Annotated in this window: 26 protein-coding genes and 3 tRNA genes; 18 read left to right on the plus strand and 11 right to left on the minus strand. The window is 66.9% G+C overall.

Features of this window, described 5'->3' with window-relative positions; genetic code table 11:
- Position 1: 1 nt before the first annotated feature.
- Genes R5O87_RS00385 through R5O87_RS00395 form a run of 3 tightly spaced genes read right to left on the minus strand, consistent with a single transcriptional unit; the run spans position 2 to position 2,479 of the window.
- The gene (locus R5O87_RS00385) at positions 2-703 is read right to left on the minus strand and encodes a DNA alkylation repair protein (RefSeq protein WP_410556931.1); all 702 of its coding nucleotides are present in this window, start codon (positions 701-703) and stop codon (positions 2-4) included.
- 42 nt (positions 704-745) lie between these two features.
- Entirely contained in the window at positions 746-1,357 is a 612-nt protein-coding gene (locus R5O87_RS00390) for a GNAT family N-acetyltransferase (protein WP_410556932.1), read from the minus strand.
- 27 nt (positions 1,358-1,384) lie between these two features.
- Entirely contained in the window at positions 1,385-2,479 is a 1,095-nt protein-coding gene (locus tag R5O87_RS00395) for a LacI family DNA-binding transcriptional regulator (protein ID WP_410556934.1), read from the minus strand.
- Between the two features lie 175 nt (positions 2,480-2,654).
- Between R5O87_RS00395 and R5O87_RS00400 the strand changes: the two genes are divergently transcribed.
- The 4 genes from R5O87_RS00400 to R5O87_RS00415 all read left to right on the plus strand — a co-directional run bounded on the left by R5O87_RS00400 (position 2,655) and on the right by R5O87_RS00415 (position 6,453).
- Entirely contained in the window at positions 2,655-3,824 is a 1,170-nt protein-coding gene (locus tag R5O87_RS00400; protein ID WP_410556936.1) for a Gfo/Idh/MocA family protein, read from the plus strand.
- Positions 3,824-5,038 carry a dihydrodipicolinate synthase family protein gene (locus R5O87_RS00405; protein WP_410556937.1) on the plus strand — a complete coding sequence of 405 codons (1,215 nt, stop codon included), beginning with the start codon at positions 3,824-3,826 and terminating at the stop codon, positions 5,036-5,038. Before R5O87_RS00400 ends, R5O87_RS00405 begins: the two co-directional genes overlap by 1 nt.
- Complete coding sequence (locus tag R5O87_RS00410) at positions 5,035-5,892, plus strand: sugar phosphate isomerase/epimerase family protein (protein ID WP_410556938.1); 858 nt, start codon at positions 5,035-5,037, stop codon at positions 5,890-5,892. The genes R5O87_RS00405 and R5O87_RS00410 overlap by 4 nt, the downstream gene beginning before the upstream one ends.
- A 129-nt stretch (positions 5,893-6,021) precedes the next feature.
- Positions 6,022-6,453 carry an SRPBCC family protein gene (locus R5O87_RS00415; RefSeq protein ID WP_410556939.1) on the plus strand — a complete coding sequence of 144 codons (432 nt, stop codon included), beginning with the start codon at positions 6,022-6,024 and terminating at the stop codon, positions 6,451-6,453.
- Between the two features lie 18 nt (positions 6,454-6,471).
- Here the strand turns inward: R5O87_RS00415 and R5O87_RS00420 are convergent, their stop codons facing one another.
- Positions 6,472-6,954 carry a LapA family protein gene (locus R5O87_RS00420; protein ID WP_410556940.1) on the minus strand — a complete coding sequence of 161 codons (483 nt, stop codon included), beginning with the start codon at positions 6,952-6,954 and terminating at the stop codon, positions 6,472-6,474.
- Between the two features lie 164 nt (positions 6,955-7,118).
- A tRNA-Arg gene (locus R5O87_RS00425) sits at positions 7,119-7,191 on the minus strand.
- Between the two features lie 209 nt (positions 7,192-7,400).
- On the opposite strand from R5O87_RS00425, the gene R5O87_RS00430 reads away from it, so the two are divergent.
- The 3 genes from R5O87_RS00430 to ettA all read left to right on the plus strand — a co-directional run bounded on the left by R5O87_RS00430 (position 7,401) and on the right by ettA (position 10,372).
- On the plus strand, positions 7,401-7,979 hold the full coding sequence (locus R5O87_RS00430; protein ID WP_410556941.1) for a single-stranded DNA-binding protein: 579 nt from the start codon (positions 7,401-7,403) through the stop codon (positions 7,977-7,979).
- 61 nt (positions 7,980-8,040) lie between these two features.
- Entirely contained in the window at positions 8,041-8,628 is a 588-nt protein-coding gene (locus R5O87_RS00435) for a DUF6993 domain-containing protein (RefSeq protein ID WP_410556942.1), read from the plus strand.
- Between the two features lie 61 nt (positions 8,629-8,689).
- On the plus strand, positions 8,690-10,372 hold the full coding sequence (gene ettA / locus R5O87_RS00440) for an energy-dependent translational throttle protein EttA (RefSeq protein ID WP_410556943.1): 1,683 nt from the start codon (positions 8,690-8,692) through the stop codon (positions 10,370-10,372).
- Between the two features lie 94 nt (positions 10,373-10,466).
- Here ettA and R5O87_RS00445 read toward each other — a convergent pair whose 3' ends face one another.
- The gene (locus R5O87_RS00445) at positions 10,467-11,438 is read right to left on the minus strand and encodes an acyl-CoA thioesterase (RefSeq protein ID WP_410556944.1); all 972 of its coding nucleotides are present in this window, start codon (positions 11,436-11,438) and stop codon (positions 10,467-10,469) included.
- 63 nt (positions 11,439-11,501) lie between these two features.
- Here R5O87_RS00445 and R5O87_RS00450 point away from each other — a divergent pair, with 63 nt between their 5' ends.
- Positions 11,502-12,179 carry a hypothetical protein gene (locus R5O87_RS00450; RefSeq protein WP_410556945.1) on the plus strand — a complete coding sequence of 226 codons (678 nt, stop codon included), beginning with the start codon at positions 11,502-11,504 and terminating at the stop codon, positions 12,177-12,179.
- An 18-nt stretch (positions 12,180-12,197) separates the two neighbouring features.
- Here the strand turns inward: R5O87_RS00450 and R5O87_RS00455 are convergent, their stop codons facing one another.
- The 4 genes from R5O87_RS00455 to pepN all read right to left on the minus strand — a co-directional run bounded on the left by R5O87_RS00455 (position 12,198) and on the right by pepN (position 16,479).
- A complete protein-coding gene (locus R5O87_RS00455) occupies positions 12,198-12,671 on the minus strand; it encodes a globin (RefSeq protein WP_410556946.1) in 474 nt (157 codons plus the stop codon).
- Between the two features lie 2 nt (positions 12,672-12,673).
- Positions 12,674-13,336, minus strand: a complete 663-nt coding sequence (locus tag R5O87_RS00460; RefSeq protein ID WP_410556947.1) for a mechanosensitive ion channel family protein — start codon at positions 13,334-13,336, stop codon at positions 12,674-12,676.
- 107 nt (positions 13,337-13,443) lie between these two features.
- The gene (locus R5O87_RS00465; RefSeq protein ID WP_410556948.1) at positions 13,444-13,923 is read right to left on the minus strand and encodes an OsmC family protein; all 480 of its coding nucleotides are present in this window, start codon (positions 13,921-13,923) and stop codon (positions 13,444-13,446) included.
- A 3-nt stretch (positions 13,924-13,926) separates the two neighbouring features.
- Complete coding sequence (pepN, locus tag R5O87_RS00470) at positions 13,927-16,479, minus strand: aminopeptidase N (RefSeq protein WP_410557004.1); 2,553 nt, start codon at positions 16,477-16,479, stop codon at positions 13,927-13,929.
- A gap of 218 nt (positions 16,480-16,697) precedes the next feature.
- On the opposite strand from pepN, the gene R5O87_RS00475 reads away from it, so the two are divergent.
- From R5O87_RS00475 to R5O87_RS00490, 4 genes are all read left to right on the plus strand, one after another.
- Positions 16,698-17,711 carry a hypothetical protein gene (locus tag R5O87_RS00475; protein ID WP_410556949.1) on the plus strand — a complete coding sequence of 338 codons (1,014 nt, stop codon included), beginning with the start codon at positions 16,698-16,700 and terminating at the stop codon, positions 17,709-17,711.
- A gap of 141 nt (positions 17,712-17,852) precedes the next feature.
- Complete coding sequence (locus R5O87_RS00480) at positions 17,853-18,347, plus strand: ribose-5-phosphate isomerase (RefSeq protein ID WP_003803384.1); 495 nt, start codon at positions 17,853-17,855, stop codon at positions 18,345-18,347.
- Positions 18,347-19,276 carry an Fpg/Nei family DNA glycosylase gene (locus R5O87_RS00485; protein WP_410556950.1) on the plus strand — a complete coding sequence of 310 codons (930 nt, stop codon included), beginning with the start codon at positions 18,347-18,349 and terminating at the stop codon, positions 19,274-19,276. Before R5O87_RS00480 ends, R5O87_RS00485 begins: the two co-directional genes overlap by 1 nt.
- A 24-nt stretch (positions 19,277-19,300) precedes the next feature.
- Positions 19,301-20,458, plus strand: coding sequence for a winged helix DNA-binding domain-containing protein (locus tag R5O87_RS00490; RefSeq protein WP_410556951.1), 1,158 nt, complete (start codon positions 19,301-19,303; stop codon positions 20,456-20,458).
- 60 nt (positions 20,459-20,518) lie between these two features.
- On the opposite strand, the gene R5O87_RS00495 is transcribed toward R5O87_RS00490, so the two are convergent.
- Positions 20,519-20,592, minus strand: a tRNA-Gly gene (locus R5O87_RS00495).
- 139 nt (positions 20,593-20,731) lie between these two features.
- Between R5O87_RS00495 and R5O87_RS00500 the strand changes: the two genes are divergently transcribed.
- The 6 genes from R5O87_RS00500 to R5O87_RS00525 all read left to right on the plus strand — a co-directional run bounded on the left by R5O87_RS00500 (position 20,732) and on the right by R5O87_RS00525 (position 26,075).
- A tRNA-Pro gene (locus tag R5O87_RS00500) sits at positions 20,732-20,806 on the plus strand.
- A gap of 79 nt (positions 20,807-20,885) precedes the next feature.
- A complete protein-coding gene (gene tig / locus R5O87_RS00505; RefSeq protein WP_410556952.1) occupies positions 20,886-22,277 on the plus strand; it encodes a trigger factor in 1,392 nt (463 codons plus the stop codon).
- 243 nt (positions 22,278-22,520) lie between these two features.
- Positions 22,521-23,135 carry an ATP-dependent Clp protease proteolytic subunit gene (locus R5O87_RS00510; RefSeq protein WP_377996106.1) on the plus strand — a complete coding sequence of 205 codons (615 nt, stop codon included), beginning with the start codon at positions 22,521-22,523 and terminating at the stop codon, positions 23,133-23,135.
- A 38-nt stretch (positions 23,136-23,173) separates the two neighbouring features.
- Positions 23,174-23,833 (plus strand): ATP-dependent Clp protease proteolytic subunit, encoded by a 660-nt coding sequence (locus tag R5O87_RS00515; protein WP_377952825.1) that lies wholly within the window; start codon positions 23,174-23,176, stop codon positions 23,831-23,833.
- Between the two features lie 202 nt (positions 23,834-24,035).
- The gene (gene clpX / locus R5O87_RS00520) at positions 24,036-25,322 is read left to right on the plus strand and encodes an ATP-dependent Clp protease ATP-binding subunit ClpX (protein WP_354259346.1); all 1,287 of its coding nucleotides are present in this window, start codon (positions 24,036-24,038) and stop codon (positions 25,320-25,322) included.
- 138 nt (positions 25,323-25,460) lie between these two features.
- Positions 25,461-26,075: a mycothiol-dependent nitroreductase Rv2466c family protein gene (locus R5O87_RS00525; protein ID WP_410556953.1), complete on the plus strand. Its 615-nt coding sequence runs from the start codon at positions 25,461-25,463 to the stop codon at positions 26,073-26,075.
- Positions 26,076-26,280 lie beyond the last annotated feature (205 nt).

A 26,280-nucleotide genomic window follows, 5' to 3' on the forward strand; every position in this document is an offset into this window, starting at 1 on the left:
TTCAGTTGACCTGAAGGTTCAGCGGTCCAAGGTTTTTGAGAGCTTCCCTCCGCGAGAGCGGGCTGAGGGACGGGCCGTTCCGTGTCACGAACTCCAGGACCCATTCCGGGGCGGTTTTTGAATACTCACGCAGCGCCCAGCCGATGGCCTTGCGGATAAAGAATTCCTTGTCGGCCATGTTTGCCTCGATGACGGCAGTGAGCAGACCGGTGTCCGTCTGGACTTTGGCCCCCAGCTGGGCCGTAATCGATGCCCGCCGGATCCAGAAGTCCCGGTCGGCACTCCACTGGAGCAGTACGCGGGTAAGTTCGTCCCGGTGGGCCTTGAGCAGCGCGCCGATCCGGTGGGCCACCCCGTCCACGTAGTCCCAGGACGAGCCCGTCCTGATGATTTCCTCATACACCGGAAGCATGTGCAGGTCGCCGGCTACGCTCCGCAGCCCCGTCAGGTCAATGGCCGCATAGCGTTCCTCGCGGTAGCGGGCTTCACGCCAGAGGACAAGCACCGTTGACCGCAGGTCGTCGGCGGTTTCAAAGGGATGGGCTGCAGCCACGGCCTTGGCTGTCCTGCGCACCTCCGGCACGCGGACGCCGAGCGACGGTGTCGCGGACTTCATGTAGGCCTGCGCCGCGGCGCCGCGGACGGGGTCTGCCGCCTCCCGCAGTTGGGAGCGAATCAGCGCCAGCACCGCTTCATTTGCCATGCTGCCAAGATAGCCGCTTAACGGAGCCCGGGGCTGCGCGCGTCATCCCAACCGCAGCCGCACCACGGCGCGCCCGGGAATGGCGTCACTGACCGCCCTAAAGTCGGCCGCCAGGAACAGGCCGAGTGTGCCCTGGTAGAGGTCCGCCGGCCCGGCCTTCGGCCGCTGGGCGGGATCCACCGGATACGCCTCCACGACGGCGGCACCGTTGGCGCGTGCGTGGCCGACGGCGGCAGCCAGCAGCGCTGCTGCCACGCCGCTGCGCCGGTGGCCCGGCGCGACGACGAAGCAGCTCACCGACCATACGCTTCCAATGCCGCTGACGTCGTCGTCCACGGCGGCGGCCGCCTTGAACACCTGGGAACGGAGGATCCGCGGATAGCACTGCCGCGGCTCCACCGCGCACCAGCCGACGGCGGAACCGCCGCGGTACGCCAGGACCCCCGGTGCAGGCCCGCCGCCGTCGAACTTGTCCTTTAGCTGTGCCTTGCGGTCGGCCGCCGGCGTGGCAGCGAAGCTGGCACCCGGCAGGGCAAAGAACCGGCACCAGCAGCGTGAGGGCTCACCGCGGACGCCGAGCAGCTGCTCGACGGCGGGCCACTCGGCGGCCGCCGTGGTGATGCCGCCGTCTGCTTCCTGTAGGTGGTCTGTCATGGCCGCCTTCCCTTGCCGCCGGGACTTTCAGTCCCCGGCCGGCTCGGTGCTCCGGCGGAGCGTCACTTCGCCAGTGACCCCCACAGTGCCGGCGGCCGCCTGGCCGGAACCGGCTCCGGGAACTGCCAGCCTGCCGATTTCCTCCAGCGGCAGGCGGACGGTGGAGAGTGCCGGCCGGAAGTCGCGGAGGGTTTCGATATCGTCAAAGCCTGCGATGGCAGCGTCCCGGGGGATCCGAAGTCCTTTGGAACGCAGCGCGGCAGTGGCCCCGATGGCCATGACGTCATTTACGGCGAAGATGCAGAGCCGGGGCCGTCCGGCGGTTTCAGGGCCCGCCTCGCCCCCGTCCCCGCTTTCGCCTCGCGCGCCGATGCGTGCCGCGAGTCCGAGGCCCGCCTCATAGCCGCCTGAGCGGTCGAACCCGGTGTGCAGAACGTCCGCTGGCGGCAGCCCGGCGTCCGCCAGGCCGCGCTGGAAGCCGCGCACCCGGTCATCGGAGGTGAGGAGGCCCTCCGGACCGGCGATGATGACGAACTCCCCGGCATGTGAGGCGGCCAGTTCCCGGGCGAGTGCGGCTGCGAGCTCCTCGTTGGGTACCTCAACCACGTGATAGCCCTCGTCGGATTCGGCGCCCACCACGGCGTGGCCCACGACTCCGACCTGGCCGCCGTTGCGGCAGTAGCGGTCAAGTTCGGCGGCCAGTTCCGCGTTGCCCTGCCTGTCGGCGGTCCGCGCAGACCGCGATCCCGCGATCACTATCGAGTCCGCGCGGCGCGCCGCAAAGGCCGCCACCGCCGCCCGCTCGTCGGCGGGGCTGCCCGCGGTGGTGGCGAGCAAAACCATCTTGTTCTGGTGCCGTGCAGCGGCCTGGACGCCGCGGGCGATGGCCGAGAAATAGGGGTCGGCAATGTCGTGCACGATGAGGCCGATGAGGCCTGAGCTGGACTTGGCGAGGCCCTGGGCCTGGGCGTTGGGGATGTAGCCGAGGGAGTCCGCCGCCTTCCGGACGCGCTCCGCGATGTCCGGTCCGGGGGTCCTGGCCGAACCGTTCAGGACGCGGCTGGCGGTGGCAGGGGAGACTCCGGCCAGACGGGCTACTTCGGTCAGCGTGCTTGCAGCCACAGGCGCAACTCCTCTTCAACAGGCCCCAGCCTCGGGAAACTCGGCTGATGCTCACATTATCGCAGTTCAAAAAAAGTCAGGAAAGCGCTTGCCAGATCGACTTCGGTTCTGCACTATGGAAGCAGCGGGAATGCGCTTTCCCGATGTGCCAGCCACCACGACTGAATGAGGACTCATGGGCTTCGAAACAAAGACGATCCGTATCGCCATGAACGGCATAACCGGCCGGATGGGCTACCGCCAGCACCTGCTGCGCTCCATCCTTCCGATCCGCGACGCCGGCGGCTTCACCTTGGAGGACGGCACCAAGGTCCAGGTCGAGCCGATCCTTGTCGGCCGCAACGAGGCGAAAATCCGCGAACTGGCCGAGCTGCACAAGATTTCGGAATGGACCACCGACCTCGACGGCGTGATCAACGACCCCACCGTCGACGTCGTCTTCGACGCCTCCATGACCAGCCTGCGGGCGGCGACCCTGAAGAAGGCCATGCGCGCCGGCAAACACATCTTCACCGAGAAGCCGACGGCGGAAACCCTGGAGGAGGCCATCGAGCTGGCCCGCATCGGCAAGGAAGCCGGAGTCACCGCCGGCGTCGTGCACGACAAGCTGTACCTGCCGGGCCTGGTCAAGCTGCGCCGCCTCGTGGACGAAGGGTTCTTCGGCCGGGTCCTGTCCATCCGCGGGGAATTTGGCTACTGGGTTTTCGAGGGCGACGTCCAGGCGGCCCAGCGCCCGTCCTGGAATTACCGCAAGGAAGACGGCGGCGGAATGACCACGGACATGTTCTGCCACTGGAACTACGTCCTGGAAGGCATCATCGGGAAGGTCAAGAGCGTCAACGCCAAGACCGCCACCCACATCCCCGCCCGGTGGGACGAAGCCGGCAACGAGTACAAGGCAACTGCTGACGACGCCTCCTACGGCATCTTCGAGCTGGAGACCCCCGGCGGGGATGACGTCATCGGCCAGATCAACTCCTCGTGGGCTGTCCGGGTCTACCGTGACGAGCTGGTCGAGTTCCAGGTGGACGGCACGCACGGTTCCGCCGTCGCCGGCCTGAACAAGTGCGTCGCGCAGCAGCGGGCCCACACCCCCAAGCCGGTCTGGAACCCCGACCTTCCAGTCACCGAGTCCTTCCGCAGCCAGTGGCAGGACGTTCCGGCCAACGCCGAACTGGACAACGGCTTCAAGCTGCAGTGGGAGGAGTTCCTGCGCGACGTCGTCGCCGGCCGCGAACACCGTTTCGGCCTGCTCTCTGCCGCCCGCGGCGTGCAGCTCGCCGAACTCGGCCTGCAGTCCAGCGACGAACGCCGCACCATCGACATCCCGGAGATCACGCTCTGATGACGTCCCTGATCCTTCCCACAACGGACGGCGGCACCCGGGAGTACCGGCTCCGTTCCGCAACCGCCTGGGCCAAGCCGGCGTTGCCGCTGACATCGCGCCGGGCCTACGCGGCGGCCCACGTCATCCCCGAGGTCACTGCCGACAACACCCCGGGCGCCCCGGCGCGCCTGGACTGGGAGGCCACTCTGGGCTACCGGCACGAGCTGTGGTCCTACGGGCTGGGCGTCGCCGACGCGATGGACACCGCCCAGCGGGGCATGGGCCTGGACTGGGCCGCAACCCAGCAGCTGATCAAGCGTACCGGCGCGGAGGCGGCCTCCGTGGTCTCCGCCGGCGGGACGGCCACGGCCGGAATGACGGTCCGGGACCTCGTGTCCTGCGGTGCGGGCACCGACCAGCTGGACCTCGACTCGCTGCCCTCCGGCGAAGCCGGCCTGCAGGCTGTCCTGGCCGCCTACCGTGAGCAGGTCGCCGTCGTCAGTGAGGCCGGACCCAAGGCGATCCTCATGGCCTCCAGGGCGCTGGCCCGGGTGGCATCCGGTCCCGAGGACTACCTGAAGGTCTACTCGACGCTGCTCCAGGAGGCCGACGAACCGGTCATTCTGCACTGGCTCGGCACCATGTTCGATCCCGCACTGGCCGGCTACTGGGGCTCCGACAGCGTCTCCGCCGCTACCGAGACGTTCCTCTCGCTCATCCGCGAGCACGCGGACAAGGTGGACGGCGTCAAGGTCTCCCTGCTGGACGCTTCGCATGAAATCGCGCTGCGCGCGGCGCTTCCCGAGGGCGTCCGCCTCTACACCGGCGACGACTTCAACTACCCGGAACTGATCGACGGCGACGGCACCCTCCACTCGGATGCCCTGCTGGGGATCTTTGCGGCCATCTATCCGGCCGCGTCCGCTGCACTGCAGAGCTACGACGCCGGAGACGCCGCCAAAGCGCGTGCCATCTTGGATTCCACCCGGGAACTGGGCAAGCACATCTTCAGCGCCCCGACGTTCTACTACAAGACCGGGATCGCCTTCCTGTCCTGGCTCAACGGCAAGCAGCCGGGCTTCCAGATGGTGGGCGGGCTGCACTCGGGCCGTTCCGTGGTGCACCTGGCCAAGACCTTCGAACTGGCCGACGAGGCCGGGCTGCTGAAGGACCCCGCCCTCGCTGCGTTCCGGATGTCCGATTTCCTTCGCATCAACGGAGTGGGAGTATGAGCTTCAATTCAGAACCGTCCGTTTTTTCCCGGCTTTCCCTCAATAGCGCCACCACCAAGAAGTGGACGCTCACCGAGGCTGTTGACGGCTGTGTCCGCGCCGGCATTCCCGCCATCGGACCCTGGCGGGACATCATTGCCGAGGCGGGGCTCGACAAGTCCGCGAAGCTGATCAAGGACGCCGGGCTCCGGGTCTCGTCGCTGTGCCGCGGCGGATTCCTCACGGCTCCGGACGCCGACGGTCAGGCGGCGGCGCTGGCGGACAACCGGGCCGCGGTCCTGGAGGCGGTTGCGCTGGATACCCAGGAACTGTTCCTCGTGGTCGGGGGCCTGGCGCCGGGGGAGAAGGACGTCGTGGCTGCGCGCCAGCGCGTGGCCGACCGGCTGGACGACCTCGTCCCGTTCGCCGTCGAGCATGGCGTCCGGCTGGTGCTGGAGCCCCTGCACCCGATGTATGCCGCCGACCGCGCCCTCATCTCCACGCTGGGGCAGGCCCTGGACCTGGCGGCGCCGTACGACGCCCGTGCGGTGGGCGTCGCCGTCGACACCTTCCATGTCTGGTGGGACCCGGAGCTGAAAGCCCAGATTGAGCGCGCCGGCCGGGAGAACCGGATCGCCTCCTACCAGGTCTGCGATTTCAACCTGCCGATCGCGGCGGATGCGCTGCTTTCCCGCGGCATGATGGGCGACGGCGTGATCGACTTCGCCACGATCGGCACCTGGGTCCGGGATGCCGGGTATACCGGCGACATTGAGGTGGAAATTTTCAACCAGGAGATCTGGGACGCCGACGGCGACGCGGTTCTGGCCACCATGAAGGACCGCTACGCGGAACTGGTGCAGCCCTTCGCCTGAGCCCGCAGCAGGAACCTCGGCCGAAGCAGAGGCCCGGCCCCCGGCGCGGGGCCGGGTCCCGCCCCGTCCGCAACCGTGCCCTTACTTCGGCGCCTTCCGGCGGGTAGGGTGGCGCCAGGAGGGGAAGCCATGGACAAGCAATTCAGGGACGCCGAAGCGACCATTGTTGTCGCCGCACAGCCCGAGCGGGTGTGGAAGGCGCTGACCGATCCGGCTGACGTCAAGGAATATTTTCTCGGCACGCACGTCACATCCACCTGGCGGGAGGGTGATCCTGTGACGTTCGAGGGGGAGTGGCAGGGCAAGTCCTACCAGGACAAAGGGACCGTGCTGGAGGCCCGCCCCAACGAACTCCTGCGCATCACCCATTACAGCCCCCTGTCGGGGCTGCCCGACGAGCCGGGCAACTACCACACCGTGGAATACGGGCTGGAGCCTGTGGCGGAGGGCACCCGGGTCAGCATCACGCAGGGCAACAACAAGAGTGACGGCGAGGCCGCGGAGTCGGAAAAACTTTGGGGCATGGTGCTTGGCAACCTTAAGGAGTACCTGGCGGACTGACCGCGTCGCCTGGTGGCGTTACCGTTTTCGGCCGGTTTGCACCCTGCGCCGGTGGGCGGCAGCGCGCAGTTGGATGATCCGGGCGGCGCCGGCCATCGCGACCAGGACACCTCCGCCTACCGCGGCGATGAAAAGGGACATTCCGAGCGAGACTGCCCCCTCCAGGCCGAAGAACTTCACCTGGACGAGTTCCTGGTTCTGCAGGATGAAGATGATCAGCAGCACCAGTACCACCAGCGCCGAGGCCACGGCGACCCAGATCATCCCGGCGCGCGTCACGCGCCGTTCGGGCTCTGCCCGGCCAGGCTGAGTTGACGTGGTTCCGTCGTAGCCCGGGATGGCGGCGGTGCCGGGGTGGCGGCCAGCCGCGCCGGTACCCGAAGCCGCTTCTGCCGGTGCCCGGTCAGGAGGCGCTGCCGGGCCCGGCCCGCCCGCCGCCGGGCTTGAGGACCTGGGCGTCTCCGGAGTAGCGGGGTTCTCGCCCGACTGGCTGTGCTGCATGCGGGTGTTCCTTCCTCGACTGTCGGTCCGGGTTGGCCGGTCTGCGTGGATGGCCGGCGCCCAGTCCGATCATAGGCACAGTCCGCCCGAAATAGTAAGCATGCTTTGCAATTGCCGGCGGGCAAAGAAAAACACCCCGGTCCGAAGACCGGGGTGTCAATGTGCGCCCCAGGAGGGAATCGAACCCCCGACCGGCGGATTAGAAGGCCGCTGCTCTATCCCCTGAGCTACTGGGGCAATGGCTGGCCGCCACATTGCTGGCGCCTAAAAAGTCTACATTGACTTGCGCGCCACCAGCGTCAGGCGCCCGGCTGTTTCACCCGCGCGTTCGAAGCCCCGTCCCTTCGGTTTTCCACATACGGAACTTCGGCTCTCGCTGTCCCACGCCTGCCGGTTGATGCTGGAGATGCCTGCTAGGGCATGACACTTCGAGACAGGACAGCAAGATGACCGACATCATTACCGTCCGTGGCTTCGTTGCCACGGAAATCCGCAGTTCCACCACTCCGGGAGGGGTTCCCACCGCCTCATTCCGTCTCGGTTCCGCCGAACGGCGGTTCGACAAGGCCGCCAACGCGTGGGTGGACGGCAACATCAACTGGTTCACCGTGCAGGGATACCGGCAGCTGGCCGGAAACATGGGCTGCAGCATTAAGAAGGGCCAGCGCGTCATCATCGTGGGCAAGCTGAAGATGCGCACCTGGGAGAAAGAGGGCCGCGTCTACCACGACGCCGAAATCGACGCGGATGCTGTGGGCCACGACCTCAAGTGGGGCACCGCCAACTTCCTCCGCAATTCCGGCAACCCGCAGGCCGCAGACGGATTCGGTCCCGCGAACGGCGGCCGCAGCGCGTCCGGTCCCGCAGGCGCCGGCGATGCAGGGGATGACGGGGGCGATGATGACCGGCTGGATGATGACGACGTCGATGTGGATGCCGCCACGGCAGGAATCTTCGTCGATGACGCCGGCGACGAGCTGGAGCTCGATCCGGAAACGGGAGAACTGACCGGAGCGGCTGCCTGAACGCCGGTGGCGTGCGGCACCGCAACCCCCTGGCGGTGCCGCATGGCAGAATGGCAGCGTGATGCGAGCGACGATACACCGGCGGAACAAGGCATTCCGCGGCCATGCGACGGGTGCCCGGGATGCCAGGAGCGTCGCCGGACGGCTCGCATTGGCGGTTGTGTTGCTGTCGTCGCTCGCCGCCTGCACGGCATCAGGAGACCAGGCCACAGTGAACCAGCCGGCGGCGGGACAGACCGCCGGAGCGCAGGCGGCCACGCAGCCGGCCACCGCAGCGCCAGCCGGTGCGGCATCAGCCTCAGAATCGGCCAAGCCTTCACCATCTGCGGCAGCCCCCAAAGCGCCCGCCGGGGCCACGGCCGCCCTGCAGCGGACCATGACCGACGTCCTGGGGCGCGTTGTGGCAGCCAACCCCAAGCCCGCCACGGCGGACATCACCGCGGCGCTCACGGCGGCAGGGGTTCCGGCGCGGAGCCTGGAGGTCTCGGCGGGCCGCACGCCCACCGGACTCGAGGTGGATTCCATGGAAGCGGCGGCGGTCCAGGCTAAGGAATGCGTGATCGGCCAGATCCGCGACGGGAAGGTGACGGTAGCCGTGCTGCCGGCGCTGTCGAGCGGGAAGTGCTTCGTAGGCGCTGCGCCCGCCTAAAGGGAATGTCAGACCTGACGCGAATGTGAGATATGCCCGCCAACCCACTAGATTTGGAACCATGGCGGAATTTATCTACACAATGACCAAGGCCCGAAAGGCTGTTGGCGAAAAACTTATTCTCGACGACGTAAGCATGTCCTTCTTCCCGGGCGCCAAGATCGGTGTTGTTGGCCCCAACGGGGCCGGTAAGTCCACCATCCTGAAAATCATGGCCGGCCTGGACACGCCCTCAAACGGCGAGGCCCGGCTGAGCCCCGGCTACAGCGTTGGCATCCTGCTGCAGGAACCGCCGCTGAACGAGGAGAAGACCGTCCTGGGCAACGTCCAGGAAGGCGTGGGCGAGATCTACGGCAAGATCCAGCGCTTCAACGAAATCTCCGAGGAGATGGCCAGCCCGGACGCGGACTACGACGCCCTCCTCGAGGAGATGGGCCACCTGCAGGAGGCCATCGACTCCGCAGACGCCTGGGACCTTGATTCCCAGCTCGAGCAGGCCATGGACGCCCTCCGCTGCCCGCCGGCCGATGCGGATGTCACCCTGCTCTCCGGCGGTGAGCGCCGCCGCGTGGCCCTCTGCAAGCTGCTCCTGCAGAAGCCGGACCTGCTGCTGCTCGACGAACCCACCAACCACCTCGACGCCGAGAGCGTGCTCTGGCTGGAACAGCACCTCTCCAAGTACGAGGGCGCAGTTCTCGCCGTCACCCACGACCGGTACTTCCTGGATCATGTCGCGGAATGGATCGCCGAGGTCGACCGCGGCCACCTGTACCCCTACGAGGGCAACTACTCCACCTACCTGGAGAAGAAGCGCGCCCGCCTGGAAATCCAGGGCAAGAAGGACGCCAAGCAGGCCAAGCGCCTCGCCGAGGAACTCGAGTGGGTCCGCTCCAACGCCAAGGGCCGGCAGACCAAGTCCAAGGCACGTCTTGCGCGCTACGAGGAAATGGCAGCCGAGGCAGACCGCACCCGGAAGCTGGACTTCGAAGAGATCCAGATCCCGCCGGGACCGCGCCTGGGCGGACTGGTCCTGGAGGCCAAGAACCTGCAGAAGGGCTTCGACGACCGCACCCTGATCGACGGCCTGTCCTTCTCCCTGCCGCGCAACGGCATCGTCGGCGTCATCGGCCCGAACGGTGTGGGCAAGTCCACGCTGTTCAAGACCATCGTGGGCCTCGAGCCCCTCGACGGCGGCGAGCTGAAGATCGGCGACTCGGTCAAGATCTCCTACGCCGACCAGAGCCGCGGCGGCATCGACCCCAACAAGACCCTGTGGGAGGTCGTGTCCGACGGGCTGGACTTCATCCAGGTGGGCAACGTTGAAATGCCGTCCCGCGCCTACGTCGCGGCGTTCGGGTTCAAGGGACCGGACCAGCAGAAGAAGGCAGGTGTGCTCTCCGGTGGTGAGCGCAACCGCCTGAACCTGGCGCTGACCCTCAAGCAGGGCGGAAACCTGCTCCTGCTTGACGAACCGACCAACGACCTGGACGTCGAAACCCTCAGCAGCCTGGAAAACGCGCTGCTGGAGTTCCCCGGCTGTGCCGTTGTGGTTTCCCACGACCGCTGGTTCCTGGACCGGGTGGCCACCCACATCCTCGCCTACGAGGGTGACGAGGAGAACCCGTCGAAGTGGTACTGGTTTGAGGGCAACTTCGAATCCTACGAGGAGAACAAGGTGCAGCGCCTCGGCCCCGACGCCGCCAAGCCGCACCGCGTCACGCACCGCCGCCTGACCCGCGACTAAGCGAGCCGCGACCAAGCATGCGCTGAGCACGAAAAAGGCCGGCCCCGGCTTGATCTGACCAGATCAAGCCGGGGCCGGCCTTTTTTCTGCGAAGTCAGGCCTTGCGTATCTGGTGCTGCAGAATCTTGGTCTGGACGGCGCCGGCCACCTTGCTCTTGATGTCGGTCGGCACCCGCACCATGCCCTCCTGCGCCACGGACGCCACGTGCAGGCCCTCCCGGTTGAAGATCTTGCCGGTCGCGAGGCCGCGCGCCCCCTGGGCGCTGGGTGATTCCTGCACGTACAGGAGCCACTCGTCCACACGGACGGGACGGTGCCACCACATGGCGTGGTCCAGGCTGGCCACGCTCATGCCCGGCGTGATCCAACTCAGCCCGTGCTTGCGGAGGATCGACTCGAGCAGCGTGTAGTCGCTGGCGTAGGCCAGGGCGGCGCGGTGGGTGTTGGCGTTGTCCGGCATGGGGCTGAAGGTCTTCATCCACACGGCGTTGCGCGCTTCCTTCTTCCCGGTGGCCGCCACGTACAGGGCCGGATCCACATGGCGGATGTCGAAGGGCCGCTCGTACGCCCAGTGCCTGGCGACGGGGTGGTCGAACTTGCCCAGCAGGTCGGCGGTGCTGGGCAGGGTCTCCGGATCCGGGATGCCGGCAGGCATTTCGGACTGGTGCTCAATGCCCTCGTCGCCAGCCTGGAACGAGGCGATCATGGACAGGATCGGTGTGCCGTCCTGGTAGGCGTGCACGCGCCGCGCGGAGAACGAGCGGCCGTCCCGCAGGCGCTGGACCCCGAAGGTGATGGGCTTGTTCGCGTCTCCGGGCCGGAGGAAGTAGCCGTGCATGGAATGGACGGTGCGCTCCTCGTCCACGGTGCGCATGCCCGCAATCAGTGACTGGGCCAGGACCTGGCCGCCGAAGACGCGCTGGTGCGGCTGGCGCTGCGACGGACCCATGAAAATGTCCTCGTCGGTGCGGGCGCCTTCCAGCTCACCGAGGTCCAGCAGGTCGAGGAGGGAAGTCGTGGGGTCATTCGTGGGCAAGGCCTGCAATCCGGCGTCCGCTTCAGTCATGGTTTGACTCTAGACGGCGCCCCGGCACCGCTCAACCGAGCCCCAGCCGGTAGTGTTCTTAACGTGTCTGATCTTCTTACCCAGTCTTTCCGCTTCGCTGACCCCCGCGACCTCGCCGACCTGAAGACCTTTGTCACCCGCGCCAAGGCCATCGATGACGGTGCCATCCGCCTGCAGGCGGCCGGCACGGTACTGGCCGCCTACGTCTGCGTGCTCCGGCCCCGGATCCTGGGGGAGTCCACACCCACGATCCTCGGCCTGCGCACCATGGGGCTGGCAGAGCCGTCCGCAGTCGACGTGACCGTTCCGCTCTCGGCCGTTCTGGACCGGCTGGCCCGGGCAGGGGAGAACGACGCCGATCTTCCGGTCCCGCCGTCGACCGTCACCGAATCATGGGCCGGCGTGGGTGCGCCGCGCAGCGGCTGGGAACTGGTGGACTCAGTGCCCGACGCCGAACTGCGGCAGGTTGCCGAAGCCGGCATCGCCGAGGTGGCCGGGATCGTTCCGGACAAGCCCGGGGCCCTGATCGTCAGCAATGCCCGGGCCGCCGTCTGGGGACGCGGGCTGGAGGAACGGCACGGAATGCCGGCCGGGGCGGCGTTCGCCGCCCTCGCCCTGGGATTCCTGGGCGGGGACGAACTGGGCGGCGCCGAACAGAAGCTTTACCGTTCCGGGCGCTGGTTCCGCCTCAGCGGCAGCCGCGGACACGTGCTGGCGCGCACAGCCGCGGGCCTGCTGTAGGCCGCGGACGCAACCGCCCTAGCCCAGGGCGTCGGACGGGCTATTTACCATCGAGAGCGCAGCCCGTTCCATGTAATCCCACAGCGTCCCCTCATGCAGCGGCGCCAGGTCCAGGGAATCGACGGCAGTCCGCATGTGGTGCAGCCAGCGGTCCTTCGCCTCGGGCGTCACCCGGAACGGCATGTGGCGCATCCGCAGCCGGGGGTGGCCGCGCTCCTCGCCGTAGGTGGTGGGGCCGCCCCAGTACTGCTCCAGGAACATCAGGAACCGCCGCTTGGCCGGCCCCAGATCCTCTTCCGGATACATGGGGCGCAGCAGCGGATCGGTGGCAACGCCGTCGTAAAAGACGTCAATGAGCTTCACGAACGTCTCGTGGCCGCCCACGGCGTCATAGAAGTTGTCCGTGTAGCCGGGCTGGCTGAACGGATCGTTGCGCATCAGCGGCTTGCGGACGCCGGGCTCCGGCGGGGTGGGGAGGGAGGGGATGGTCATGGCTATTCTCCGGCCTTCTGCTGGGGTGCGTGCTCGGCTTCGGCGGCCGTCTCTTCAGGCTCCGCGGGCGCGACGTAGTTTCCCTGCGAGCGGTTGCCCACGCGGAGGATCTCGCCGTTGCGAAGGTACCAGATGGCGCCGTTCTCGTCGCGGACGCGCGTGATCCTCAGCCCGATCGACTCCACAACGCCCACCACTTCGCTGGTTTCGATGATGTCGCCGATGCCGTACTGGTCCTCGATGGTGATGAAGATGCCGGCAAGGAAGTCCCGGATCAGCTGCTGGGCGCCAAAGCCGATGGCGATACCGAGGATTCCCACGCTGGTGAGCAGCGGCGCCACGTCCACGTCGAGGTTCTTCAGCATGTAGATGCAGGTGATGACGGCGATGACCACGCCGATGCCGCTCTTCAGCAGCGAGCCGATCGTGTTGGCACGCTGCACGCGGCGCTCGTGGTCCAGGGCGCGCAATGCCGGGGCCACCCAGCGGAAGTGCGGTTTCTTGAACAGTGACGTGCCGTTCGCCACGCGCCGGGTGATCCTGGCGATCAGGAAACTGGCGATCAGCCACAGGACGATGCCTGCGCCGAGGCTGATGGCCACGCCGGCCAGGTCAAGTCCGGTGGGCTCCAGTGAGGCCGAGGGCGTTGTGAACATGCTGTACATCTGCAGGAAGGCTCCTTGCTGCTGTCCGGCGGCGGCCGGTCTCCGCGCTTACCGGGGAGACCGGCCGCTCTTTGGTCGCCTTTAAGCCTAGCGGGGTCTGCCGCTGGCTATGGACTTCCGGCTGTGGTAACTGGAGCGTGCAGGACGGGGAAATTTACGCTACGGGCAATGAAACACACCTGGTTGGCCTCATGGTGCATCTGTTCCGCCAGCGCCAGGTGTTCCGGATCCGCAACAGTCACCTGCGGGCGGAGCGTGACGGTTTCGAACTGGCCGCTGCCGTCCCGGTTGAGCCGCATCATGCCGGTGGCGTTGTCCTCATAGGACAGGACCACCACGCCATGCTTCACCGCCACGTGCAGGAAGGAGAGCATGTGGCACTGCGCCAGCGCCGTCAGCAGCAGCTGCTCGGGGTTGTACCTGGAGCGGTCACCGTGGAAGGTGGGGTCGGCAGAGCCCTGCAGGACCGGCAGCCCCGGAATCTCGATGTCGTGGTCCCGGGAGTAGCCCCGGTACGACGACGTGCCGCTTCCAAGGTTGCCGGTCCAGCGGACCGTCAGGGCATAGTGGTGTTCGTCGAGCGCCACGGCCTAGACATCCGCCGCGCGGGCCCGCAGCGCCCGGGCCACGCCGTCGCGGTTTTCCAGCATCATCCGGCGGAGCGCAGCGCTTTCCTCCGGCAGCGAGGCCAGGAATTCGTCGGTCCGGTCCACGGTGGCCTGGCTGGTCAGCTGCGCCGGGTAAAGTCCGAGGACAATCTGCTGGGCCAGGGCAAATGTGCGGTCGGCGACGATCCCGGGCACGGCTTCGAAGTACTTCTCCGCGTACGGCTCCAGGAGCGCGGTGTCCAGCACGCGGGTGAAGCCGGCGACGGCAGAGGCCTGGATGGCATTGGAAAGCTCGCCCTTGACGACGATTGACTCCCAGGCCTCCGCCTTGGCCTCCGGGGTGGGGATGGCAGCCTTGGCCAGGGCGGCCGCGTTCTGGCCGCTGGACGTGTTGTCCCGTTCCAGTTCGGCGTCGATGTCCGCCTGGCCCAGCCTGCCGCCGGCCACGAGGGCGGCAACGAGCTCCCAGCGGAGGTCCTGGTCCACCGCCAGCCCGGCCAGCGTGACGGAACCGTCCAGCAGCCCGGCGATCCGGTCCAGCTGCTGCGCGCTGCGGGCGAGGAGGGCGAAGGACTTGATGAACTGCAGCTGGGCGTCGGAACCGCCCGGCACGTCCGAGGCCAGTTCCCACAGCCGGTCGACGGCGGCGACGGTGGTGGCTTCGCGGTGCTCCTCGGCCACGTAGAACGTGAGCGTGGTGGCGAGCTGCCGGAGCTGCACGAGGATCACCGAGGAGTCGGACTCGGAGGCGATGTTGGCCAGGATCAGCTCGACGTAACCGCGGGCGGGGCTTTCCCCGTCCCGTGCGGCGTCCCATGCCGAGCCCCACACCAGGGTCCGCGGCAGGCTCTCGCGGAAATCCTTCAGGTGGGCCGTGGCGGTGGCGAGGGACTGCTCGTCCAGGCGCACCTTGGCGTAGGCGAGGTCATCATCGTTGAGCAGGATCAGGTCCGGCCGCTTCAGTCCGGCGAGTTCTGGCACCTCGGTGCGTTCGCCGTCGACATCCAGCTCCTCACGGTGCACGCGCTCCAGTGTGCCCTCGTCGGTGAGGTCGTAGAACCCCACGGCCAGGCGGTGCGGGCGGATGGTGGGCTGCTCGGCAACCGCGGACTGCAGGATGGCGAAGGACGTGATGGTGCCGTCCGCGTCCACCGCCAGGTCCGGCTTGAGCGAGTTCACGCCGGCCGTTTCCAGCCACAGGCGGCCCCACTGGTCCAGGTTGCGTCCGCTTGCCTTCTCCAGCTCGACCATCAGGTCACCGAGCTCGGTGTTCCGCCAGGAATGCTTGGCAAAGTATTCGCGCACGCCGGCCATGAACTTGTCCGGCCCCACCCAGGCCACGAGCTGCCGGAGCACCGAGGCGCCCTTGGCGTAGGTGATGCCGTCGAAGTTCACCTCGACGTCGTGCAGGTTGTTGATTTCGGCGAAGATGGGATGGGTCGTGGGGAGCTGGTCCTGGCGGTAGGCCCACGACTTTTCCACCGACGCGAACGTGGTCCAGGCGCTCTGGAACTTGGTGTTCTCCACCGCGGCCAGATGCGACATGTATTCGGCGAAGGACTCGTTGAGCCAGAGGTCGTTCCACCAGCGCATGGTCACGAGGTCGCCGAACCACATGTGGGCCAGTTCGTGCAGCACGGTGATGGCGCGGCGCTCCACCTGCGCCTCCGGGACCTTGCCGCGGAAGACGTAGCCCTCGAGGATGGTGACCGCACCGGCGTTCTCCATGGCGCCGGCGTTGAACTCCGGCACAAACAGCTGGTCGTACTTCTCAAACGGGTAGGGGCAGCCGAATTCAGCCTCGAAGAACTCGAATCCCTGCCGCGTGAGCTCAAAGATGTTGTCCGCGTCCAGATACTGCATGAGGGACTTGCGGGCGAAGACGCCCAGCGGCACCACCCGGCCATCCGAACTGGTGACGTCGCTGCGCACCGACTGGTACGGTCCGGCAATCAGTGCAGTGACGTAGGAGGACAGGCGCGGCGTGGGTGCGAAGTCCCAGACCGAGCGGGCACCGCCGTCGTTCCCCGGTTCAGCCGCCGCCGGCTCCGGCGTCGGGGAATTGGAGATGACGTCCCAGTGTGAAGGCGCCGTGACGCGGAACCGGAAGGTGGCCTTGAGGTCGGGCTGCTCAAACACGGCGAACATCCGGCGCGAGTCCGGCACCTCGAACTGTGTGTACAGGTACACCTCGCCGTCCACCGGGTCCACGAAGCGGTGCAGGCCTTCGCCGGTGTTCATGTAGGGGGCGTCCGCCACCACTGTCAGCTCGTTGTCCGCAGCCAGGTCCGGCAGCTGGATCCGCACGCCGTCGGACACCTCGGCCGGGTCCAGTTCGCGGCCGTTCAGCGTCACGCTGTGGACAGCGTCCGTTACGGCGTCGATGAACGACGACGATCCCGGCTCCGCCGTGAACCTGACAGTGGTGGTGGAACCGAAGACGGTCTCACCCCGGGTCAGGTCCAGGCTGACATCGTAGGAGTCGACGGTGATCAGGGCGGCGCGCTCGCGTGCTTCGTCGCGGATCAGGTTCATGCCTGGCAAGGTTGTGCCTCCAGAGGTTGTGGTGGCCGGACCGGACCGGCCCGCCGGCTGCGGCGCGCGGTGTTCACGCGCGCGGTTGCATCACTGTGAAGCCATTGTTTCATTCCTGCGCCGCTTGGCAAGTTGCGTGGCTCACTTTCCGGAGGTCCAGCTCCCGGTCCGCTGTGGGAGCCCTCACCAGCCGCCCGGCGCGGGGGTAGCGTTAAGGCATGGGAAAGATCCTCGATGCTGTGGACACCAAGGCACTGCGGTTCGCGATCGGCTTCCCAGTGTTGCTCGCCGCGGGATTCGCCGTCTGCGCCGTGGTGTTGCGGCCGGATCTGCCGGAACCGCTGGCCGTCATGTGGAATAACGACGGCGGTACCGCCTTCGCGCCGTTCCCCGCCTTTGTGGGCGGCGGGGCTGCCCTGATCGTCCTCGTCGGCTGGCTGGTGCTGCTGCAGTCCGTGCCGCTATCGCGGCCGACCGTGATGCGCCGGATCATGATGGGCGCCGGGCTGACGGTGAGCCTGTTCGTCACCACCGTGCTGGCGGCCGCCCTCGTGGGCCAGGCCGGGGTGGCAGACGCCAGGGAGTCCAGTGTGGACGTGATTGTCCTTGCCTCCGGCAGCGGGGCCGCGCTGTCCCTGGGGGTCATCATCGGGTTCGTCTTCAAGGCGGACCACCAGTGGACGCCGGAGGACGACCGTGCCCTGCAGCGGGCGCTCGAGCAGGAGCTCGACCCCGACCTCGCCGGGGATTCCGTGCGGTTCTGGGTGCATGCCCGCAGCTCCGTCTTTGTCATGATCGCCATCGCCAGCCTGTTTCCCGCTTCGCTGATTGCCATCGTCGTGCCGTGGCTCGGAGCCCTGCTGGTGGCGGCCGCCCTGGTCGGGGCCGCGTTCCTGTTCGCCAGGGTCACCGCGGACCGCAGCGGGCTCCGCGTTTTCCTCGCCGGCATCCTCCGCGTCATCGACGTCCCGGCCACCGCTATCTCTGCCGCCCAGCCGGCTGACGTCCGCGCCGCCGACTACGGCGGGTGGGGCTACCGCAACCACGACGGAACCGCAGCCGTGCTCGTCAGCAGCGGCCCCGCCGTCGTGGTCCGCAAGACCGACGGCCACCGGCTCGCGGTCAGCGGCGGAAACCCTGACTCCGCCGCCCTGCTCGCCGAGGTCCTGACCCGCGTTGCGGCAAGGGCGCGCCGCGACACCCGCCCGCCGGACACCCGCCCGCCGGCGTAGGGCAACGCGGAAGCGTGGCTGCCGCGTAACGGCCCGGGCGGCACCCCGCCGGCGCCGGCGCACCGAGTACTCTTGGATCTGTTGATTTGACCTGTACCAGCCCGGCCGCGCCCCGGTGCTCATGACTGAACGGAAGCTACCGTGACAACAAACCCTGCCTTTCCGCGGGTCCACATCGCCACCGACCACGCCGGCATGGAACTGAGTGCCCATCTGGTCAAGCACCTGACGGCGAACGGCTACGACGTGGTGGATCACGGCCCCAAGGAATACGACGCCCTGGACGACTACCCGTCGTTCTGCATCAACGCGGCGCTCGCAGTGGTGGCTGACCAGGAAGCCGGCGTCCACGCCCTGGGCATCGTGCTGGGCGGATCCGGAAACGGCGAGCAGATCGCGGCCAACAAGGTCAAGGGCGTCCGCGCCGCCCTGGCCTGGAACCACGCCACCGCAACGCTGGCCCGGGAGCACAACGATGCCAACGTCGTGGCCGTCGGCGGCCGCCAGCACAGCGTCGAGGAGGCCACCTCGCTAATCGAGGCCTTCTTGCAGGAGCCCTTCAGCAACGACGAGCGGCACGTCCGCCGCATCGGCAAGATCGCCACCTACGAAACCACCGGCGAGATCGTCGAATAGTGCCGGAGGGCCACTCCATACACCGGCTGGCCCGCCAGTTCGGTGACGTGTTTGCCGGCGAGAGGCTGGCTGTCAGCAGCCCCCAGGGCCGCTTTTCCGCCGGTGCCGCCCTGCTGGACGGGCACGCCATGGTGCATGCGTCCGCGCACGGCAAGCACCTGTTCCTGCACTTCGAACACGGCCTGGTGCTGCACGTCCACCTCGGCCTGTACGGGGCCTGGGATTTCGGCGGCGACAGCCAGTTCCGCGGGGCCTCCAGCATCGGTGCGCCCCGCAGGGTGGGGGAGCGGGAAGTGGCCGACGAGGCCGGGCCCACCAATGTCCCTGGGCACGCCGGCGACGCCGCTCCCGTCGGGTACACCGGACCGCCGGCGCCGGTGGGCGCCGTGCGGGTGCGGCTGGTGAGCGGCCACGGCTGGGCTGACCTCCGCGGCGCCACCACGTGCGCAGCCATCACCGACGCCGAGGCGGCGGCCGTGCTGGACAGGCTGGGCCCCGATCCGCTCCACAGCGCCGGCGGCAGCCGGGACGACTTCATCCGGCGCATCCTGGCGAAACGGACGCCGCTGGCCACGCTGCTGATGGACCAGAAGGTGATTGCCGGCGTCGGGAACGTCTACCGGGCCGAAGTGCTGTTCCGCGGCAGGATCGACCCCCTGCTTCCCGGCCGTGCGCTCGGCGAGGACGCCGCCGGCCTCCTCTGGGACGACACCGCAGCGGTGATGGCCGACGGCGTCCGCGACGGGCGGATCATCACCACCACCGCCGGTTTCTGGACCCGGAGCGATCAGCTTCCGCCAGGGGAGGAGGCCCATTTTGTCTACCGCCGCCACGGCCAGCCCTGCCGGGTCTGCGGCACCGCGGTTGCCCTGGCCGAACACGCGGCCCGCAAACTGTACTGGTGCCCGTCCTGCCAGCAGCCCGCCTGAGCCGGCTATCCTGCGTGAGCTGAAATGACTGACGGGCCTGTACGCGAGTACTCCTGGGCACAGGTCTCTGCCCGGCGCCTGGAGCGCCAGTGGCTTGCCGGCCCGTCGCAAGCCGGCGCCCCGTCCGACATTGTGCGGGCCATGTGCGGCGCGCACGCCCAGGTGATGACGGCGGCCGAGCTGTCGGTGGGAATGCGGAGCACCGTGCTGTCCCGCCCGGACGTGCGCAACTCCCTCCTGGAGGGCGGAAGCCTGGCCAGGACTTTCGGGCCGCGGGGCACCGTGCATCTGCTGCCCGCCGCCGACCTGTCCCTGTGGACCGGGGCCCTGGCTGCCCTTCCGCCCAACCCGGCGCTGGGTCAGTTCCTGACGCCCGGCCAGACGGACGAGGTCGTGGCAGTCATTGCCGATGTGCTGCTGGACGCCGAACTGACCGTGGACGAGCTCACTTCCGCCATAGCCGCCAGAACGGGGGCCTGGGCGGCGGAGCCGGTGATGCCCGCGTTCCAGACGATGTGGCCGCGCTGGCGCGCCGCGATGGGAACCGCGGGCTTCCGCGGAGCGCTGTGTTTCGGCGCCGGCAGGGGAAGGACAGCCACTTACCGCAACCCCCGGCAGCTGATTCCCGGCTTCCGGCCCGCCGACGCCGGGACGGCGCTCGGCTGGCTGCTCCGGACCTATCTTCAGGCGTACGGGCCCGCGACCCCTGCCCACTTTGCCCGCTGGCTGGGCGTTCCGCACGGGTGGGCCGCAGGCCTTTTTGACGGCCATCGAGGGGAGCTGGCCCCGGTCATCGTGGAAGGCTCGCCGGCCTGGGTGCCGCGGGACGACGCTGCGGCCATTACCACGGAACCAACGGGCGTCAGGCTACTTCCCTATTTCGATTCCTATGTGGTGGCCGGCCAGCCCCGGGAGCTGCTGTTCCCGGGCGAGGCAAGCATCCGCGCCCTGGCCAGAGGGCAGGCAGGTAACTATCCCGTCATACTTATCGACGGCGTCGTCCGCGGACTGTGGCACCACCGGCGTTCCGGAAAGAAAACGGAGATCACCGCCGAACTGTTCGGTCCGGCCAGCCCGCCGCAGCTGGAGGAGCTGGCGCAGCAGGCGGAGCGGGTGGGCCGGTTTCTGGAATCCGAGGTCCGCCTCACCCTCGGAAGGGTGGATATCGGGGGCCACGCCTAAGCAGCAACCGGATAACGCGTTAATGCAAAAGAGGCCCCTCGTCGAGGGGCCTCTTTCAGTTGGAGGGGACGACGGGAATCGAACCCGCGTAATCAGTTTGGAAGACTGAGGCTTTACCATTAAGCTACGTCCCCGAGGAAAGCGTTGCGGCGCACTGGCCATTGGGCTTTTCTTCGGCGGCTGTTCAAGCCGGATATAACTAAACCTAATTCATGCCCCAAGTGTCAAATGTGCAATCGCGGCAGGGATGAACGTAGACTGTCCTGTGCATTACGGGGTGTAGCTCAGCTTGGCTAGAGCACCTGCTTTGGGAGCAGGAAGTCGCAGGTTCAAATCCTGTCACCCCGACTCTGCGGCCCGGGCCCCAGGCCTGGTCACAACAACGCGTTTGCAGAAACCATCCAACAAAACCAGGAGTACTTAGACCGTGAAGAGCGCTGTCGAGAACCTCACCCCCACGCGGGTCAAGCTCAATGTTGAGGTCCCCTTTGAGGAATTGAAGCCCAGCATCGACGAGGCATACAAGACTGTTGCTTCGCAGATCCAGGTCCCTGGCTTCCGTAAGGGCAAGGTTCCCGCCAAGCTGATCGACCAGCGCGTCGGCCGCGGCTACGTCCTGGAGACCGCCATCAACGAGGGCCTCAACGGCTGGTACCAGGCTGCTGTCCAGGAATCCGGCATCCGCCCGCTGAGCCGTCCCGAGGTTGAGATCACCGAGGTTCCGGACCCCTCCGCCACCGACGGCGAGCTGAAGTTCCAGGCCGAGGTTGACGTCCGCCCCGAGATCGAGCTGCCCGACTACGCCGGCATCAAGGTCGAGGTTGCCGCAGCCGAGTCCTCCGACGCCGACGTCGACAAGGCCCTGGACGAGCTGCGCGGCCGCTTCGGCACGCTCAAGACCGTGGAGCGCCCGGCCGCCGACGGTGACTTCCTGAGCATCGACATCACTGCCAGCATCGACGGCGCCGAGGTGGACTCCGCCTCCGGCCTGTCCTACCAGGTTGGCGCCGGCACCATGCTCGAGGGCATGGACGAGGCCGTCACCGGCCTGAGCGCTGACGAGGACGCCATCTTCGACACCACCCTCGTGGGCGGCGAGCACGCCGGCGAGTCGGCCCAGGTCAAGGTTGTCGTCAAGTCCGTCAAGGAGCGCGAGCTGCCCGAGGCGAACGACGACTTCGCCCAGCTGGCCTCCGAGTTCGACACCCTGGCCGAACTGCGCGAGGACCTCGCCAAGCAGGCCGCCGACTCCAAGGTCGTCGAGCAGGGCGTGGAAGCCCGCGACAAGGTCCTGGACAAGCTCGTTGAGCTGGTTGAGGTTCCGGTTCCGGACTCCGTCGTCGAAGAGCAGCTCGAGCAGCACTTCAAGGCCGAGAACTCCCACGGTGAAGGCGAGCACGACACCGAAGAGCACCGCGCCGAGGTCAAGGCCAACACCGAGCGGGCCTTCCAGAACGAGATCATCCTCGACGCCATCGCCGAGAAGGAAGAAGTGGGCGTCAGCCAGAACGAGCTGATCGACTACATCGTCACCACCGCCAGCCAGTACGGCATGGACCCGAACCAGTTCGCCCAGATCATCGATCAGAGCGGCCAGGTTCCCATGATGGTTTCCGAGGTCCGCCGCCGCAAGGCCCTGGCAGTCGTCCTGGGCCAGGCCGAGGTAACCGACTCCGAGGGCAACAAGGTCGACCTGAGCGACTTCGTCCGCCCCGGAGGCGAAGAGGCTCCGGCCGTCGAAGCCGAAGCAGAAACCGAAGCTGAAGAGGCAGCCGGCGAGACCGTCGCTAACGACGATCCCGCGGCCGTGAAGTTCTAGCAGCTGCACGCATCAGTGACGCCAGCCCCCGGGTCCTCGGATCCGGGGGCTGGCGCGTTAACGGCCCGTGTACAGCTCCCGCGGGCAATCGTGCGCCGTCAGCGAACAGCGCGATTCCGACGAACAAATCCGCTCCGAAAGCGGTTAGTGTCCAAGTAGTGAAGTTCAGTGATGTCGAACAGTAACGTCACCGTCACCAGCGAGAGGTAAGTACAAATGTCACAGCAAGCAGCGGCCCCCCGCATGGCAACCGTCGATCCTGCAGCCCAGGACAACTACATCTACAACCGCCTGCTGAAAGAGCGCATCATCTGGCTTGGCTCCGAGGTCCGCGACGAGAACGCGAACGCGATCTGCTCACAGCTGCTGCTGCTTTCCGCCGAGGATCCCAACAAAGACATCTACCTCTACATCAACTCGCCCGGCGGTTCGGTGACGGCCGGCATGGCCATCTACGACACCATGCAGTTCATCCCCAATGACGTCGTAACCGTCGCCACCGGCCTGGCTGCCTCCATGGGACAGTTCCTGCTGTCCTCCGGCACCAAGGGCAAGCGCTACGCCACCCCGAACGCCCGCATCCTGATGCACCAGCCCTCGGGCGGCATCGGCGGCACGGCGTCGGACATCAAGATCCAGGCCGAGCTGATCCTTCACATGAAGAAGGTCATGGCCGAGCTCACGGCAGACCAGACCGGCCAGACCGTGGAAACCATCCTCAAGGACAACGACCGCGACAAGTGGTTCACCGCCACCGAAGCGCTCGAATACGGCTTCTTCGACAAGATCTCGGCCCACGCAGGATCCGTCGCCGGCGGCGGCGGAACCCAGAACTCGTCATCCAACGGCCAGAGCTAACCGGCAGCAAGACAGAACTGAATCCAGGAGCAATGAACATGAACTACAATTTCGGATCGTCTGCCGGTAACCTGCCGACAAGCCGCTACGTGCTGCCGCAGTTTGAGGAGCGCACGCCCTACGGCTTCAAGCGCCAGGACCCGTACACCAAGCTCTTCGAGGACCGCATCATCTTCCTCGGTGTCCAGGTGGACGACGCTTCCGCCGACGACATCATGGCGCAGCTGCTGGTCCTGGAGTCCACGGACCCGGACCGCGACATCACCATCTACATCAACTCGCCGGGCGGCTCCTTCACCGCCATGACCGCGATCTACGACACCATGCAGTACATCCGCCCCGAGATCCAGACCGTGTGCCTGGGCCAGGCGGCAAGTGCGGCAGCCGTGCTGCTGGCCGCGGGAACGCCGGGCAAGCGGCTCGCACTGCCCAACGCCCGCGTCCTGATCCACCAGCCGGCGTTGTCCGGCGGCCAGGGTGGACAGGCATCCGACCTGGAGATCCAGGCCGCCGAAGTCATGCGCATGCGGACCTGGCTGGAGGAAACCCTCGCCAAGCACTCCGGCCGCACGCCGGAACAGGTCAACAACGACATCGAGCGGGACAAGATCCTCACGGCCGCCGAGGCCCAGGATTATGGCCTGATCGACCAGGTCCTCGATTCCCGCAAGATCAAGCCGCAGGCACTCGCCCGCTAATTACGGGTACTTGCCGGGTAAACAGCAGTAACGGACGCCGGTGCGGTTTAGATTTTTGAACCGCACCCGCGTCCGGTTTCCACCCCTCGGGCCGAATGTGACCTAGAGTGGATGTAATCATTGCCGGATCCGCGAGGTGAGGCTGTGATTCCAGCAACCGGTGCAAAGCTGCCCTTGCGGCAAGATACTAAGGGGTTCACATATGGCTCGGATTGGCGAGAGCGCGGATCTGCTCAAGTGCTCTTTCTGTGGCAAGAGCCAGAAGCAGGTGCGCAAGCTCATTGCCGGGCCTGGCGTCTACATCTGCGACGAGTGCATCGAGCTCTGTAACGAGATCATCGAGGAAGAACTCGCAGAGGTCGCCGATCTGGGCAGTTTCGAACTGCCCAAGCCCCGCGAGATCTTTGACTTCCTGCAGGAATACGTCATCGGCCAGGAGCCGGCGAAGCGTTCCCTTGCCGTGGCGGTCTACAACCACTACAAGCGGATCCAGGCCGGCCATGCGCCCAAGAGCGGCACACTGGCCGACGGCGTCCACCACGACGACGTTGAAATCGCGAAATCCAACATTCTCCTGATCGGCCCCACAGGCTGCGGCAAGACCTACCTTGCCCAGACCCTGGCACGGCGGCTGAACGTCCCCTTCGCCGTCGCCGACGCCACCGCCCTGACCGAAGCCGGGTATGTCGGCGAGGACGTCGAGAACATCCTCCTCAAGCTCATCCAGGCCGCCGACTACGACGTCAAGAAGGCCGAGCAGGGCATCATCTACATCGACGAGATCGACAAGATCTCGCGCAAGAGTGAAAACCCCTCCATCACCCGCGATGTCTCGGGCGAGGGCGTGCAGCAGGCCCTGCTGAAGATCCTGGAAGGAACCGTTGCCTCGGTTCCGCCGCAGGGCGGGCGCAAGCACCCGCATCAGGAATTCATCCAGATCGACACCACCAACGTTCTCTTCATCGTTGCCGGCGCCTTCGCCGGCCTGGAGGACATCATCGGTTCCCGTTCCGGCCGCAAGGGCATCGGCTTCGGTGCGCCGCTGAACGAGGTCAAGAACACCGACTCCTACGGTGAGGTCATGCCGGAAGACCTGCTGAAGTTCGGTCTCATTCCGGAGTTCATCGGCCGCCTGCCGGTTATCACCACAGTGTCCAACCTTGACCGCCCCGCCCTGATCCAGATCCTGTCCACGCCCAAGAACGCGCTGGTGAAGCAGTACCAGAAGATGTTCCAGCTGGACGGCGTGGAGCTGGTGTTCGACGACGCCGCCCTGGACCTCATTGCCGACCAGGCCCTGGAACGGGGAACCGGAGCCCGCGGACTGCGCGCCATCATGGAGGAAGTCCTCCTGCCGGTCATGTTCGACCTGCCCAGCAGGGACGACATCGCCAGCGTGGTCATCACCGCCGACGTGGTGGCCAAGAAGGCCCAGCCCACCATGATCACGCACGACGTCGTGGCCAAGCGCCGGAACAAGTCCGCCTAGCCGCACCAGGCCTGCCTGACCGGAATAAATCTGCCCAATCGGAATAAATCCGCCCGGTCCGTCGCTGTCGCTTAAGCGCGCCCTGCGAATTGGTTTGCGGCGCGCCACACCCCGAAGACTTCCCTGAGGAGATTTGCTGTGTCTGAGAACGCCGCCAACAAGGCCGACTTCTGGTTCGACCCGCTTTGCCCGTTCGCCTGGATCACCTCCCGCTGGATCGGTGAGGTGGAAGGCGTCCGCAACATCAGGACGGAGTGGCACGTCATGAGCCTGTCTGTGCTGAACGAAGGACGCGACCTCGACCCCAAGTACCGCGAAGCCATGGACAAGGCCTGGGGCCCGGTCAGGGTCATCATCGCCGCGCAGGAACAGCACGGCGACCACGTGGTCAAGCCGCTGTATGACGCCATGGGGTCGCAGATCCACGACGGCGGCCAGAAGGACTTCTCGATCGTCATCAGCAAGGCACTGGCCGACTGCGGCCTCCCCGCCGAGCTGGCGGCTGTCGCCGGCTCGGACGAATTCGACGCCCAGCTTCGGGCCAGCCACGAGAAGGGCATCTCCCTGGTGGGCCAGGACGTCGGAACCCCGGTGGTGGCCTTTAACGGCACCGCGTTCTTCGGACCCGTCCTCACCCGCATTCCCCGGGGGGAGGAAGCCGGCAAGATCTGGGATGCCTCGGTGACCCTCGCGTCCTACCCGCACTTCTTTGAGATCAAGCGCAGCCGGACCGAAAGCCCCGCCTTCGACTGATCTGCGTGTTTGACTGATCTGCGCCTCTCGACTGGTCTGTCGGGGCCCCGGCAGAACTACATCAGAGTAGTTCTGCCGGGGCCCTTGCGCATCCGGAACCGGAGGACAAAGATAGAACTTACCCACTTCGAAAGAAGCGGGACGCAAGAACCAAAGATTCAGTGACATGCTTCCAACGCAGCCTTCGGCAAAGTTAGAAGCAGGC

It is taken from the genome of Arthrobacter globiformis, from assembly GCF_046536215.2.
Classification (GTDB): Bacteria; Actinomycetota; Actinomycetes; order Actinomycetales; family Micrococcaceae; genus Arthrobacter; species Arthrobacter globiformis_E.